Raw genomic sequence first — 13,578 nt, forward strand, 5'->3', positions numbered from 1 at the left:
AAAACCCACTCAGTTGATAAGAGCGGGCTTATTCATGAAGCTTATTTTTTTTTTGCTTTAGGAGTAGCTTTTTCTAGTTCTTCAAATTCTTTGGCAAATTCTTCTCGGATGTCGCCTGGTTTGATTTTTAGATTTTTTGGCGTTTGAGGTAGTGAATCTTTGTTGTTACTTCTTCCTTGCTTATTGTCTCTCCCCATATAAATCTCCTTCCCTTTATTCGTTCAAACTTAATATGGCTAATTTCAACTCATTTAAACGGGATAAGCTGAATTATATGTAAGATGTGTAAGAGGTTGAAGGAGCTACTTAATTTATCCACGAGGGCTCATACTTGCCAGTCCGATGAACTCAATATTCATATCATCTATTATCTAAAAAAATGCTCAAGTACATGGCATAAACATTCCACGTACTTGAGCATTTTTACTTTTTATTAAAAAAGGTGGTAAGCTGTTTTTTAGTAGGGGCTTGAATTTTGTAGGTTAACTCTCGATCACCACTGTTTTCTATACGTGGAATGATGGACTCTATTACATTGAATTTCCAAAAGGATGGTTTACTTTTTGTACTCTTTTCCGTATCTTTTGTCATCATTTTGCGTTGAAAAGGGTGCAGCTTAGCCATTAAAAATTTTTCTTTTATACGAATTAATAGGTAACCTTCATCTGTTTCAGGATTGAATTTTTTCATTAGGGATTCACCTAACTCGAACGTATTCGATTTGTTTTGAACAGATGGCGAAAGAACTAAAATATTCCCTTTGCGGAACAAGGCTGTATTCGACACTTGCTTGAGACCTAAATCATTAATAAGAAAATCTAAGTTCACTTGAGACGCTTCACTAGCGACTGACATATTCCATACCTCCTCAACATTTACAGACTCCTATGTTAAGTATACCCTAATTTGTAGTCGATATCTTCCGTTTTGGAATATTTACTTAATTTATAGTGATTTAACGCTAAAAAATGGACTTTTTTTCGCAAAGCTAAGTTTGCGTGATGCTTTTTGACAGATTATTTCTAGATTCTGGATGTGGAAAGAAAAGTGGATGTGTAATAAAGTAATTGACTATATATAGATAGGGTCTGAATTTATGATTGTTTTGTTATAAAGTATAAAAAATGCAGTAATCCTCGATAGTAGACCGAGAATTACTGCAATAATAAGTATTATTCTACTTCTGGAAGATCTGATTCATCAGACTCTTCTAATACATCAAAGAATTTCCATTCACCAGCTTCATTTTTTTCTAAAAGATAGGCTATAGTGGTTTCAATTGTATTTTTGTCATCAATTGTGGATTTTTGATGTTGTATAACTAAAGCGCTGTTATTCAGAATATATTGAACGTCAAAATTAAGTGTTTCGAATCGAACATCGAAGTCTTTAAATGTTGCTTCTATTGTTTCTGACAGCGTAGCATAGCCAGGGAATTCTTCACTATATAAACCGATAGTTGCCTCTAGATTTTCAGCATTTGCATATTCATCAGCCTTTTGGAAAAACTCCTTAATTTCGTTTTCTTGCTTAAGGAAGTTCTCATCTTTGCGAATACTTTGATAATATGCTTCATATAGATCTTCTATAATTGCCTCATCTTTGATAGTATCTAGTGAGTCAAAAAACGTATTAACCTGTTCTTCCACTAATTTTTGGTTGGATTTTTCCATGATTAATTGATCTAACTTGTCTATATGCATTTTCGCCGTAATTACGTTTTTAGATGATTGAAGAGCTTTTTCACCCGGAGTTTTAAACTGAGTTAAAATGGCATCTCTAGTAGACTTTCCGTAAACACGGTAAAGTAAAATTGCTTGTTTTCGTATTTCACTAGATAAGTTATGGTAACTTTTCTCCGTTACATCAGATGTTGGATTTTTAGAATATAGAGCATTAAATTCATTTGCCTTTTCTACTATTTTCTTTCCAGAAGTAATCGCATCGATATATCCCATTGCTCTTTTATAATGAATACCAGCATTATCTTCTAATCGTTTTTCTAACTTCACCTTATCCTTAACGTTTACTTTTTCTAATTCGCTTTTTGCATTTAAATAAGCATTTTTAGTTAAGTTGAAAATTTTCATATCAGGGTATTTAATGTCCTTAGTCAGTTCATACGAAATTTGCCATTTCAATGCACCTGCATGTTCCTCCGCTACTTTAACTAGAGATTCTGCTTTTGAAATAGAAGCTGCCTCAGCATTTGTAATAGGTATGAATATATTTGCGCTAATAATTCCCGCTATCAATCCATAAGATAATAATTTTTTCATATGTATTCTCCTAAAATGTAAGTCTTATAAAATAGTATTTTATAAGCCTTAATAAGAATATGTTATTATATTGTTAAATACTAGATAATATTGATGGTTATACATCCATAAAACGGTAAATTGTTTACTTATTTAATAGTGTTTAAATATATTTATTTGCCGTCATGTTACTATTTTTTACTTAATCTTAAATTCTTCCTACTTTCATGTTAAAATAAGCACTTACCAAAAGAGAAGGAAGTGTTAAGTATGGTAGGTCGAAATGATCCTTGTCCATGTGGTAGTGGAAAAAAATACAAAAAGTGCTGCGAGTCAAGGCAGACTGATTCTATAGAAGAGGTACAAACGGAGGAATTGGAACGATTATTGCAATCTTTTTATGACCACTATCCAGAGCGTAAGGATATGGAAGAATATGCGAACCTTGTGCGTGCTTGGAGCAAAACGATTGGCGACTATTTAGATTTAGAAATGATTGAAGCCATCGTAATGGATGAGTTCTTTTTCCATTATAAACAGCAGATATGGTTAGGCTATATAGAAAAGCAAAAGAAGAAGATGGTGCGTCCATCTACACTAAGTGTTTTGAGCCAATGGGATAATCCGGTGGTGTTTGTTGGTAAAGTAGCAGAGGTGGATGAGAACTATATGACGGTTTCTCATATACTCACCAAAGAGAGCATTATGCTTAGACGAGAAAGTGATAAGCCAGTGCCAGTAGGAGTCCATGTATACTGTTTTATCTTGCCAGATGGCACTAACAAAGAAAATCATTATTTAGCTATTTCAAGTTTAGTTTTCTTCCCAGTTGATCATCAAGAAGTCTTTGATAAAATAGAAAAACAATTTGAAAAGCAAGATACTCTATCAGCTTCGGCCTTTTTAAAGGATACGGGAGCAACCTTATGGAAATTGCTTGGAGAAAATGGCTATGAGGGTGGAGAGTATACACACTTTGAAGTCGGAGTATTACAAGTAGCGATAGATTTCTTAGAGAAAAATAATCGTGAATATGGTAAGTTTATAGAAATTGTAGAAGATTATTTAGTGGAGCAACAACCGAATGCACGTAAGGAAGTGGCAATTGCTGCTGGAGCCATTCGATTTGGTCAAGAAAATGGGTTGTTTGAACCTTTTAATATGACTATAAAAGAAATTGCAGAGACTTTTGAGGTTTCCACTTCCTCTCTAAATAAGTACTACAATGAAATAACGGAGTATTACAAAGGAAAATAGTTTATGTATAAAAGGTCACCACTTATTATTTTTATAAGTGGTGACCTTTAACTATTAATAATGGAATTCAAGGCAAGTACTAATTAAATATTCCACTTAAAATCCCTTTGCCTTTTGATGAGTTACTGTATGTTTTATCTGCTTTCGTTCCACGAATAGGAGTATTTTTAAAGCTACTAAATTGCTTTGCTAGTTTATCCCTTGATCCCTTATTTCTCATTAAAAATGCAGCTCCAAGACCTAGTGCAGTTAGTGCCATTTTATTTTTATTCATAATAGTTTCCTCCTAAATTTTTTTGTTATGAATTGTTTTCCCACATTTATTGATGTTAAACAAACATTTGGCCAATGTTTAGTAATCGAAAAAAAGGATAAACAATTTAAAACATACTAAGGAGAGTGGTAACTATGAAAAAGCATTCAAAGGATAAAGAAAAACAAGATATTTCGGGTCGTATTATGGACAATCCTGATTTATTAAATACAGAAAAGGAAAGTATTTTTGATAAAGATGAAGATATGAAGACAGTTGATCCTATCCCAGTAGAAGAATTAAATGAAAAAGTGAAAGATGAAAAAGATAAGCGAAATACTAAGTCTACTTCTGCTAGTGAAGAGCGTTATCCAGGATAAGTGCTTTTGAGTTGTTTATTTTCGCTAAACATTGGTGATAATTTAATTGATATAGTAGACAGGAGGATTTTCGAAATGAAAATAAGGAAGTATCCATTACTTGGAAGTGTGGTTATCTCATCTTTCCTATTATTAGGAGCTTGTGGAGATAAGGAAGAAGTGAGCGAAGCGCCCGATAAAGAGACTGCTCAAAGTGAATTTGGTTTTCAGTCATTTGAACTGGATGTAGATACGGCAGATCAAAAGGATGCAATTGACGCTTCTTTTGATATTGATATATCAGAAACAGAGGCTGAGTACGTTAACCAATTAGAATCGAATAATCTTTCTGGAAACGATGCTTACACAGAGTTGGAGCCTATTTTTAAGGAAATTGCTCTAACTAAAGATATGAGCAAGGAAGAAGTGATTGAAAAAGTTACTCAAGCATTTGGAGTAGAGGAGTATACAGAGTTCGAGCTAGAAGTAGAGTTCTCTGACGGAGACACACAAGAATTTAATGATAGGAAATAGAAGATTAAAACCTTGAGAGACAATGAAAGCTGTTTCTTAAGGTTTTTTATATCTTATATAAGTTTCTCTGGATAGAGGCGGTGTTCTTGTTTCCGCTTCAATCAATTAAGATTTCTAATAAATGTAGGGTTATCTATAGACACTGAGTAGAAAGTAACTTTTAGTCATTCGATCTACACATTTAGGTAGAGAATTAGTGAAGTTATTTGGTAATGTTATCCACTACACAAGTAAATGGTAATAGTCCGCAAGTAAATATTGGCTTCGAGCAAGTAAATCCTATACGACCGCAAGTAAGCTGCAGTTGGGAGCAAGTAAATAATAGATTGGAGCAAATAAAGCTAAAATAGAGTTGAATCATTCATGAGGTAAAGATGTAATGCCTCTTGAGAGCACAAATAAAATTCAGTGTTCCTGGTACATTGAACGATATATGATCATGCAAAATAAAAAGGCATTACATATTAAATCTCCTCAACTAGTTAAAAAGCATATGACAAAAAGTAGCAGGAAAGTGAGCACCCGAAATTGTAACTTCAGGGGCTTCCTTTATAAATAGAAAAGCATCTTTTCCCTAGTTCCGATAAAGCACTAACCTGTTTCTAAAAGCTGAGCGACAGACAGTATCTCCAAATAGTCAATCGGTAAAAATCCATCAACAAACCTGTCCAAAGCACACCTTAGTTCAGGCGTTTTTTACTTGGTTTTCTTAGAATCTATAAATATAAAGCTATGATTCTAATAGTAGAATAATTACTGTTTCATTACAAAGTGATTAACAATGGTCACATTGTGTTTAGTTTCCATCTTAAGGGGGGTACATACAGAATAAGACTAATTTTGAGGAGGCAATACCATGAACATTGAATCGAATAGACGAATTGAAATTGCTCGTACGGAAGAAGAAATGTATGAAAAATTGGAAGGCCTACAAAATCAGGGTTATGCAGAAAGCGATATACATGTCATTTCAACTGAAAATGTACATTTAAATGCACTTAGTCGTCATTCAGAAGTGTCTACCCATGAGGCTGGTACATTTATAGATAAGTTCAAATCTTGGTTTACTGGAGAAAATGCAGTAGCAGAAGGATTACGAAAGTTAGATTTAAGTGAAGAGGAAAGAACAAGGTATGCGGGAGAAGTAGCGGGAGGAAGTATCGTCCTATATACAGATGTTCTCACGCTAAACGACGAGCCAATGTACGGTACCCATGAAAATGAATTTGAGCAAGAGTATACGGATACAGTAGGTACAGAGGTAGTACAAAATCGTTTTATGGAAAACGAAGACCCGATTAGTGATTATGCCAAAGAGCAAGGATTTAAACCATCTAATAATGAATTTGTAAATGAAACAGATAGTCGCTTTGATGAACCTCAGGATCGCTTCGCACGTGGAGAGACCTTTGCGACGGATCCACACTTAGCTAGAGAAGAGGATCATATAGGCCACTCTATGCAAGAAGATAGAGTAGTTAGAGATTCTCGACCGATTGTTGATGAAACTGTTACGAATGAAGGGAAATCATATGGCACGCAATCTCCAGGAGCTGATCCGAATCTAGGTCCTGCAGCATATGGAAGTGACACTGTAAATGAGGAAGAAGAAAGACTTTCTCATGATCAATATGAAGAAAAGTTGGACTATCAAAGGAAACTTGATGATATCCCTCCAACTAATCGACTATACTAAATCACACCTAACTATAGAACCTCTCTTTTTGGAGAGGTTCTTCTTTGTATTCTATTATGAGATAATGAGTTTTAATCCAACAACATGAGGTGACTTATAATGGACTTTATAGCTATCGATTTTGAAACAGCTAATAGCCTACGTTCAAGTGTTTGTTCAGTAGGGATTGTACAAGTTAAGAACGGGAAAATATATAAAGAAATACATTCCTTAATAAATCCTTTAAGTGAATTTCATTATTATAATACAAAAATTCATGGAATTACTGAATATATGGTACATGGTGCACCAACCTTCGAAGAATTCTGGCCAGATATGAAAAATCTAATTAAAGATCAAGTTGTCGTTGCACATAATGCTAGTTTTGATATGGGTGTATTACAGGAATCCTTACGTCAATTTCATGAACCCTCACCAAATTTTGAGTACGGGTGCTCTTATCGAATTGCCAAAAAAGTTTGGCCACAACTTTACAATCATAAGTTATCAACGGTAGCGAATTATTTAGGTATTAGCTTAAGACATCATGATGCTTTAGAGGATGCCCGTGCAGCTGCTATTATTACGATAGAAGCGATGCAGAAAACCAAAACAAATACAGTTCAACAACTGGCAAAACTACATAATGTAAAAATAAATCCATCGATTCAAACTAAGAAACAACCATCTTCTCAACGTAATGGTAAAGCAGATTTGACTATTGAATATTTGAAACCTGAAAGTACAGAGCTAAATTCCAAACATCCGTTTTATGGAGCCCAAATTGTTTTCACGGGAAGAATGCTTGCGATGACTAGATCGAAAGCAGCGCAACTTGCAGTGAATTGTGGGGCGGTTTGTAAGGGAACAGTGGATCATCAAACAAATTACTTAGTCGTAGGGGATAATGATTTAGCCAAGTACCTACAAGGCATCAAAAGCTCTAAAATGCAAAAGGTAGAAGGCATGATTCAACAAGGACTTCCAATTGAAATCGTTGGAGAGCAAGATTTTTTAAGGTTAGTTCGATATCCATTTTGATAAAGATAGGGATTAATGAACAATAGTTACGATCATTAAATGATAATAACGCATTTCTTTTTAATAACTGAGAAATTGTATAAATAAGTTATCCCGGTGAAATCCTATTAATAGTTAAGGAAAGGGTGAATCATCTTGGACAATTCAATATCTTACGGTGACGATTATAAATATATACCAGCAACTTCAGTAGGAAGTGGAATAGGCTTGGAGATTCTTCCAGACATTTTTTGTCATACTATACAAATCGTCAATATTTGTTTAGTAGGCATTCCTAATTCAAATGACTTTGTGTTGGTAGATGCAGGTATGCCTTACTCAGCAGAAGAAATTATTTCAGTAGTTGAAGAGCGTTTTGGAGTAGATAAGAAACCCAAAGCCATTATATTAACTCATGGCCATTTTGATCATGTTGGAGCAATAATTGAGTTAGTAAAAAAGTGGGAAATTCCAGTATATGCTCATGAGGCGGAATTGCCATTTTTAACTGGCAAAGAAAGCTATCCTAAGCCTGATCCAACCGTAGAAGGTGGATCAGTTGCCAAAATGTCTTTTATATTTCCTGTTGATCCCATAAATTTGGGTAATCACATAGAGGTATTGCCTGCAGATGGAGCAGTTCCTTTTATGTCTGATTTTCAATGGATTCATACACCTGGTCACACACCTGGCCATATTTCATTATTTAGAAAAGAGGATGGGGTATTAATAGTTGGAGATGCATTTGTTACTGTAAAGCAAGAATACTTATATAAAGTGTTCACACAGGAGCAGGAAATAAGTGGTCCGCCAAGATATCTTACTCCTGATTGGGAAGCGGCTAGGGAATCGGTGAATAAACTTGTCGAACTAAAACCAAAAGTCGCGATTACAGGACATGGCTTACCTATGACAGGAGATTTACTTACAAGTAATTTGCATTTACTAGTGACTGAATTTGACTCGATTGCCTTACCTAGTCATGGGAAATATGTAAATAAAAAAATACAGTAAAAGTTCAAGATCCCATTCATCCAAAAATGACGGGATCTTCTTTTAATTATCAGAATAAAAAGTTAAAATGTAAATATATTAACTGAAAGGAGAGTACATATGACATTTTCTATCGTTGGTTTCGATCCACATACAAAGGAATTAGGTATAGCTGTTGCGTCCAAGTTTTTGTGTGTTGGAGCAGTCGTACCATTTGCCAAGGCTGGCGTAGGAGCAATAGCAACTCAGTCGTGGGCAAATTTAAATTATGGGATAGATGGCTTGGACATGCTACAAAGTGGTATGTCACCGGAAGAAGTTCTTAAAGAATTAGTTGTAAATGATGAAAAGTCAGGTGCTCGACAAGTTGGAATTGTAGATGCTGTCGGTCGCAGTGTTACATTTACGGGTGAAGACTGTTTCGAATGGGCAGGAGGACACTCTGGAGAAAACTTTGCGATTCAAGGAAATATCTTGGTTAATCAGGAAACAGTGGATGCAATGAAATCAGTTTTCTTACAACAGGATGGACCACTTGAAGAACGATTATTGGCAGCGTTATATGCTGGAGATATTGCAGGGGGAGACAGCAGGGGGAAACAATCTGCAGCTTTGTTAGTAGTAAAAGAAAATGGAAGTTACGGTGAGTATACTGATCGTTACATCGACCTTAGAGTGGATGACCATACCGACCCAGTTAAAGAATTAGGAAGACTATTGAAACTTCATCAACTATATTTTTCAGGAACAGCTCCAGAGGATATTGTCTCTATTGATGGTGTGTTAGCGGATGAGATTCAAAACATGTTATATGAAAATGGCTTTTTAGATCGAGATCTTACAGAAAAAGATGATTTATTAGATGCTATCCAATCTTATCATCTCATTGAAAATTTTGATGAAAGAGTTCAAGAGAGAGGGTTTATCGATAAGAAGGTTGTAGAATATATGCGTATTAATAAATAGAATGTTAATAAAACAGATACGTAGAGGGAAATCATTAGTGAAATAGAAAGAGGTTGGGACAGAAGTAGAAATTTATTGGATTAGGAGAAAGCTATATTAAATGATGGATATTTAATGAAATTGATTGGAATGGAGGGGCGACTCCTACGGGAATAGCGTGACGCCTGAGACTACAGGCTCAGGCCACGCCTGTGAAAAGCGTCCCTGGAATGGAAACCAATTTTGTGCACAGCAAAAAAAACAGCATTTTTCTCACAGAGAAAAATGCTGTTTTGGGGTTCTGTCCCAGTCTCTTTTCTTCATTATTACTTAATCTTTTTAAACTTCCACTTCTTTGATTTTTGATCGTAGTATGCGACTTCCTTTGTAACTTTTTTACCTTCTGTAGTGATGGTAAAGTAATCAGAAAATCCTTTTGTTATAGTTTTCCTATTGTTATCATAGAAAGCCATATCTTTTAGTTTTAAATTGTCTTTAATCTTGTGTTTGTTTTTTTCCTTTAATAATCCCGGTGGAATATGATAATCCAGATATAAGGTGAATTGTCCACTTACTGCAAGAACATCAAAGTTTTTAGCGGTTATCAAGAATGTCCCGTTGATAAGTTTGATAACCACATCTTTTTTTGCTGCATTAATCTTAGTAGTTGCAGCTTCTGTAAAACGAATATTCACATCTCCCGCATTATGCATTACTGAACCATCCACAATAATTACCTTCTTAGAAGTGTCTACTTCATCTTCTGTAATAACGGCTTCGCCATCTTTAACAGACTGGACAGTTACACTAATAGATACAGAGTTACCGCCGTATGCTGCCTTGATAGTAGTTAACCCAGCGGCTTTGGCAGTTATAACCCCTTTGTCTACAGAAATAACTTTACTATTAAAGCCACTATAAGTAGCTTCGGAAGTAACATCCTTTGTTGTTGTAGTACCATCCTGTTTGGTAGTTGTTTCAATAAGTTTGATGTTGGACTGCTTACCTTTTTCTAACTCAATGGCTGTTTTGTTTGCGTCAAGAGTTTTAGTATCTGGTTCGTTCAAATCTAGTTGAATAAGAATAGGATCATGGTCTGAAGCGCGACCGTGAATATCCATATAGTTAGCATTGATATGAATCATATCGACAGTTGTTTTATTGGCTAAATTATTTGTTACTAAAATATGGTCAAGTACCTGGTTGTTCCCTTGGTAGTAATAAGAAAAACGCTCATCTGCCGGTACTTTTTCTACCATATTTGTTAAAATTCCACCTTTAAGTGCAGCAAGAGTCGGTGTGAATTCAAAATCATTCATATCTCCAGCAACGATTACATTTAAATCTGGATCCTTTTCTAAACCTTCCTGGATGAAGTTATTAATCATCGTAGCTAGTTCAACTCTTTCTGCTTCTGACCCAAGGAATGGAGGTTGGTTTTTACCGAATAAAGGCTGATCCCCACCTTTAGAATTTAAATGAGCACCGATTACGACTACTTTCTCTCCTTGGAACTCGAATTGTGCAGCTAATGGCTTACGTGTGTTCTTTTGGGGTAAGTCAAGAACTCTACCAGGGTTCAGGGTAAGATTACCAACTTTGTCCCAGGCAACTTTATCAGTTGAACTGCCTTTTGTTCCTTCTGTAAGTGTTACACGATCAGGGTTATAAAGGTAACCAACACGAATGTTTCCTCCTGGTTGTCCCCCATCTTGATCATACTCGGGTGCAATATCAGTCCAAGCGTAAGTTGGTCCACCAGCAGCCTCAATTGCTGCGATTAAACGTTCATAGCTTGCTGATGCATCTGTATTTCCAGAGGCAGTCGGTCCATCATTATCTTGTACTTCTACAAGAGTGATAATATCGGGAGATTTCATATTTTCCACGAATGATTTTGCGATTTTCTCAACTTTTTCATCTGGCGTGTTATTTGTGTTTGTTGAGAAATTTTCAACATTATATGCTGCTACTGTTAATTTATCTTTTGAAGGTTCGATATCGGTTACTACAGTTGGTTTTTCAATACGAGTGATTGGAGGAAGGTTATCCTCCTCTGTCCATAACTTGAAATTACCAAAACCATATCCCATAACACCAACGATATCTCCTGTATAATAATCGCCAGATTTTGCATCATATGCTTCATTACCTGTTAATACTAATATTCTTTCAGGATTATAGTCATTAGCAGAAATATTTACGCCCCCAAGTACATTGAACTGTGTATTCGTTGAATTCCCTGAAATTACAGGTATTTCACCATATTCTTGAGGTCCAATAACTTTTGCATTTGGTACAGCCAAACGCATTAATTCGATAGATTCCCAAAAATCTATTCCATCTTCTAATGGATTGAATGTTGTTAAATCATCATTATCAATGATTTCCGTCGGTGGGAAAATATCTTCTCCAATCACTAAAGGTGCAGGTAATTCTGCTATTCCAGTTTTAGTAGCAGAAGTGGCACGTATTCTAGTAATGGGAAGATCATTTGCTTTCATATCTGAGTAGCCCTCGTAATACCATTCTTCCACGGTTCCAGCTACTGTAACTAAATCTCCAATTGCAAAACCATTGGAAGCCTTGTTGACTATGATTGCTTCTGATGTTGTGTTGTCATCATCAGCATTAATATCTTGAATTACAAAGTTTGCTGAATTATACAGATGAGTAACAACGCCAGTAATATTTTGAACTGTTGTACCATCGTAGTCAGAGAAGTGACCTTGTCCTTGAATATCTCGTATAGTTAGATTGTTTGTTTTTAATATATTGTACGTAAAAGTAAATACGTCCGAGGTAGTTTCACTTACAGCGATTGCTTTAATCGTTGTGTCAGCTAATAAGGTAATTGGTTCAGTATATAACGTGCTATCTGTAGTTGGGGTAGAGCCGTCTATTGTGTAATATATTGCTACACCTTCAATTGGTGACATTAATGAAATTTGTGTTCCCTCTGATACCGTACCAGGGAAAATATCTGTGTATACAGCTGGTTTATTTACTAAGTCAAAGCTCTCTAGACCAAGTGTTTTAACTTGGTAGGTCGTGTTGAAGATTGAAGAAATACCTGTAACTTGAACTATGTCACCTTCTTTATAACGCTGCGTGAATGTATCATAATCTAGACCATTACGATTGTCATTTCGAATTATAACGGACTCTCCGTTTTCATGTGTTGCAGTAAATTCGAATGTTCCATAGTCATTTGTTTTAGTTAAATTAGTAATTTCAACATTTTTTAATAGAATTCTTTCACCCTGTGTTTCATCATTTACTCCAGCTGGTGTAATGATTTGCTGGGCAGGTAGTTCATTGCCAGAGGAGATTTTTGTTATTTTGGTAGGTTGAATCTGTAATTCACCGCTATATGGACTAACTTTACCTTCTAGTTCAACAACATCACCGGGATTAACATTAGCTGAAGAGGTAAACGCATAGATTCCAGCGGAAGTATCTTGAAGGTAAAAGGCTTTTCCACCCCAAAAGCCTGTCCCAGTTGTTACAGTTCCTGTAACTTTTATCAATTTGTTTGCATCCTCAACTGCTCGAGCAGCAGCAATGTTTTCCATGTTCTCTGCTTCAGGAGTTTCGGGAGGAGTTTCACCATCAGAAATTATAGTATATGCGGTCGGACTTTTTAGACCGGGAACAGAGAAGTATGCCTCAAGTGAGCCTGTCACCGTTATTTCTGCTTTAAAATTTTGTGGGTTATCCTTTAAGTTTAGTGTAGTTCGAATTGTACCAGATGGTAATTGTACCGGTAAAATATTGGATGGATTTGTCTCATTTGGTGAATCTGCTAGTCCAATATTTGTAGCTACTGTAAAGGGGGCTTCTTGATCGTAGGAAGATCCCGAGTTAGCAGTTCCAACAATGTAACCCTGTACGGTTGCTGTACCCGTGTTGTTTGTAATTGCTTCTGACACGCTAATTGGTTCAGCAGCCTGAACATTAGTTTCAATTATAAATGGGACGAACATGGAAACTACTAATATGAAGGAAACAATAACCTTATTATAAGCATGGTTCCAAATACTCTCTTTTGACACTCTATCCACTCCTTATGAATTTTATATTTCGAATAGATTATAGCAAAAGAAAATGACAGGATTGTGTAAATGTTGTAAAAGTTTAAATATTCCGATAAAAATAGGTGGGAAGTAAGTGGTGAAAATTATTTGTTATGAAAATATATCTATTTTTAATTGAATCTAAAGATTCAGAAATAATATTTGTTTTATCCTACATTAGTAGTATGATAGATATATATACCGTATT

12 protein-coding genes are annotated in these 13,578 nt (G+C 35.4%); 7 read left to right on the top strand and 5 right to left on the bottom strand.

Annotated features, from left to right (window positions below; translation table 11 throughout):
• Positions 1-41 precede the first annotated feature (41 nt).
• The 3 genes from MKY60_RS02635 to MKY60_RS02645 all read right to left on the bottom strand — a co-directional run bounded on the left by MKY60_RS02635 (position 42) and on the right by MKY60_RS02645 (position 2,279).
• On the bottom strand, positions 42-197 hold the full coding sequence (locus tag MKY60_RS02635) for a YfhD family protein (RefSeq protein ID WP_139219666.1): 156 nt from the start codon (positions 195-197) through the stop codon (positions 42-44).
• Positions 198-423: 226 nt separating this feature from the next.
• On the bottom strand, positions 424-855 hold the full coding sequence (locus MKY60_RS02640; RefSeq protein ID WP_090564797.1) for a hypothetical protein: 432 nt from the start codon (positions 853-855) through the stop codon (positions 424-426).
• 317 nt (positions 856-1,172) lie between these two features.
• Positions 1,173-2,279 carry a hypothetical protein gene (locus MKY60_RS02645; protein ID WP_093493568.1) on the bottom strand — a complete coding sequence of 369 codons (1,107 nt, stop codon included), beginning with the start codon at positions 2,277-2,279 and terminating at the stop codon, positions 1,173-1,175.
• A gap of 249 nt (positions 2,280-2,528) precedes the next feature.
• On the opposite strand from MKY60_RS02645, the gene MKY60_RS02650 reads away from it, so the two are divergent.
• A complete protein-coding gene (locus MKY60_RS02650) occupies positions 2,529-3,515 on the top strand; it encodes a YecA family protein (RefSeq protein ID WP_093493570.1) in 987 nt (328 codons plus the stop codon).
• Positions 3,516-3,594: 79 nt separating this feature from the next.
• On the opposite strand, the gene MKY60_RS02655 is transcribed toward MKY60_RS02650, so the two are convergent.
• Positions 3,595-3,789 carry a hypothetical protein gene (locus MKY60_RS02655; RefSeq protein WP_093493572.1) on the bottom strand — a complete coding sequence of 65 codons (195 nt, stop codon included), beginning with the start codon at positions 3,787-3,789 and terminating at the stop codon, positions 3,595-3,597.
• Between the two features lie 134 nt (positions 3,790-3,923).
• On the opposite strand from MKY60_RS02655, the gene MKY60_RS02660 reads away from it, so the two are divergent.
• From MKY60_RS02660 to MKY60_RS02685, 6 genes are all read left to right on the top strand, one after another.
• Entirely contained in the window at positions 3,924-4,148 is a 225-nt protein-coding gene (locus MKY60_RS02660; protein WP_090564790.1) for a hypothetical protein, read from the top strand.
• Positions 4,149-4,223: 75 nt separating this feature from the next.
• Positions 4,224-4,661: a YusW family protein gene (locus MKY60_RS02665; RefSeq protein WP_340928487.1), complete on the top strand. Its 438-nt coding sequence runs from the start codon at positions 4,224-4,226 to the stop codon at positions 4,659-4,661.
• 856 nt (positions 4,662-5,517) lie between these two features.
• Positions 5,518-6,357, top strand: coding sequence for a general stress protein (locus MKY60_RS02670; RefSeq protein WP_093493575.1), 840 nt, complete (start codon positions 5,518-5,520; stop codon positions 6,355-6,357).
• Positions 6,358-6,456: 99 nt separating this feature from the next.
• Positions 6,457-7,377 carry an exonuclease domain-containing protein gene (locus tag MKY60_RS02675; protein ID WP_090564783.1) on the top strand — a complete coding sequence of 307 codons (921 nt, stop codon included), beginning with the start codon at positions 6,457-6,459 and terminating at the stop codon, positions 7,375-7,377.
• Positions 7,378-7,512: 135 nt separating this feature from the next.
• Positions 7,513-8,370: an MBL fold metallo-hydrolase gene (locus tag MKY60_RS02680; RefSeq protein WP_340928488.1), complete on the top strand. Its 858-nt coding sequence runs from the start codon at positions 7,513-7,515 to the stop codon at positions 8,368-8,370.
• Between the two features lie 99 nt (positions 8,371-8,469).
• On the top strand, positions 8,470-9,315 hold the full coding sequence (locus tag MKY60_RS02685; RefSeq protein ID WP_093493581.1) for a DUF1028 domain-containing protein: 846 nt from the start codon (positions 8,470-8,472) through the stop codon (positions 9,313-9,315).
• Positions 9,316-9,620: 305 nt separating this feature from the next.
• On the opposite strand, the gene MKY60_RS02690 is transcribed toward MKY60_RS02685, so the two are convergent.
• Complete coding sequence (locus MKY60_RS02690) at positions 9,621-13,349, bottom strand: DUF6359 domain-containing protein (RefSeq protein ID WP_241597326.1); 3,729 nt, start codon at positions 13,347-13,349, stop codon at positions 9,621-9,623.
• Between the last annotated feature and the right edge of the window lie 229 nt (positions 13,350-13,578).

Origin of the sequence: Psychrobacillus sp. FSL K6-1415, assembly GCF_038003185.1 — a bacterium.
GTDB lineage: Bacteria > Bacillota > Bacilli > Bacillales_A > Planococcaceae > Psychrobacillus > Psychrobacillus psychrodurans.

What these genes read in the sequence shown, in the direction of transcription:
- MKY60_RS02660 (WP_090564790.1), top strand. Translation starts at nt 3,924, where the DNA reads ATGAAAAAGCATTCAAAGGATAAAGAAAAACAAGATATTTCGGGTCGT.
- MKY60_RS02685 (WP_093493581.1), top strand. Translation starts at nt 8,470, where the DNA reads ATGACATTTTCTATCGTTGGTTTCGATCCACATACAAAGGAATTAGGT.
- MKY60_RS02650 (WP_093493570.1), top strand. Translation starts at nt 2,529, where the DNA reads ATGGTAGGTCGAAATGATCCTTGTCCATGTGGTAGTGGAAAAAAATAC.
- MKY60_RS02655 (WP_093493572.1), bottom strand. Translation starts at nt 3,789, where the DNA reads ATGAATAAAAATAAAATGGCACTAACTGCACTAGGTCTTGGAGCTGCA.
- MKY60_RS02645 (WP_093493568.1), bottom strand. Translation starts at nt 2,279, where the DNA reads ATGAAAAAATTATTATCTTATGGATTGATAGCGGGAATTATTAGCGCA.
- MKY60_RS02675 (WP_090564783.1), top strand. Translation starts at nt 6,457, where the DNA reads ATGGACTTTATAGCTATCGATTTTGAAACAGCTAATAGCCTACGTTCA.
- MKY60_RS02665 (WP_340928487.1), top strand. Translation starts at nt 4,224, where the DNA reads ATGAAAATAAGGAAGTATCCATTACTTGGAAGTGTGGTTATCTCATCT.
- MKY60_RS02640 (WP_090564797.1), bottom strand. Translation starts at nt 855, where the DNA reads ATGTCAGTCGCTAGTGAAGCGTCTCAAGTGAACTTAGATTTTCTTATT.
- MKY60_RS02635 (WP_139219666.1), bottom strand. Translation starts at nt 197, where the DNA reads ATGGGGAGAGACAATAAGCAAGGAAGAAGTAACAACAAAGATTCACTA.
- MKY60_RS02670 (WP_093493575.1), top strand. Translation starts at nt 5,518, where the DNA reads ATGAACATTGAATCGAATAGACGAATTGAAATTGCTCGTACGGAAGAA.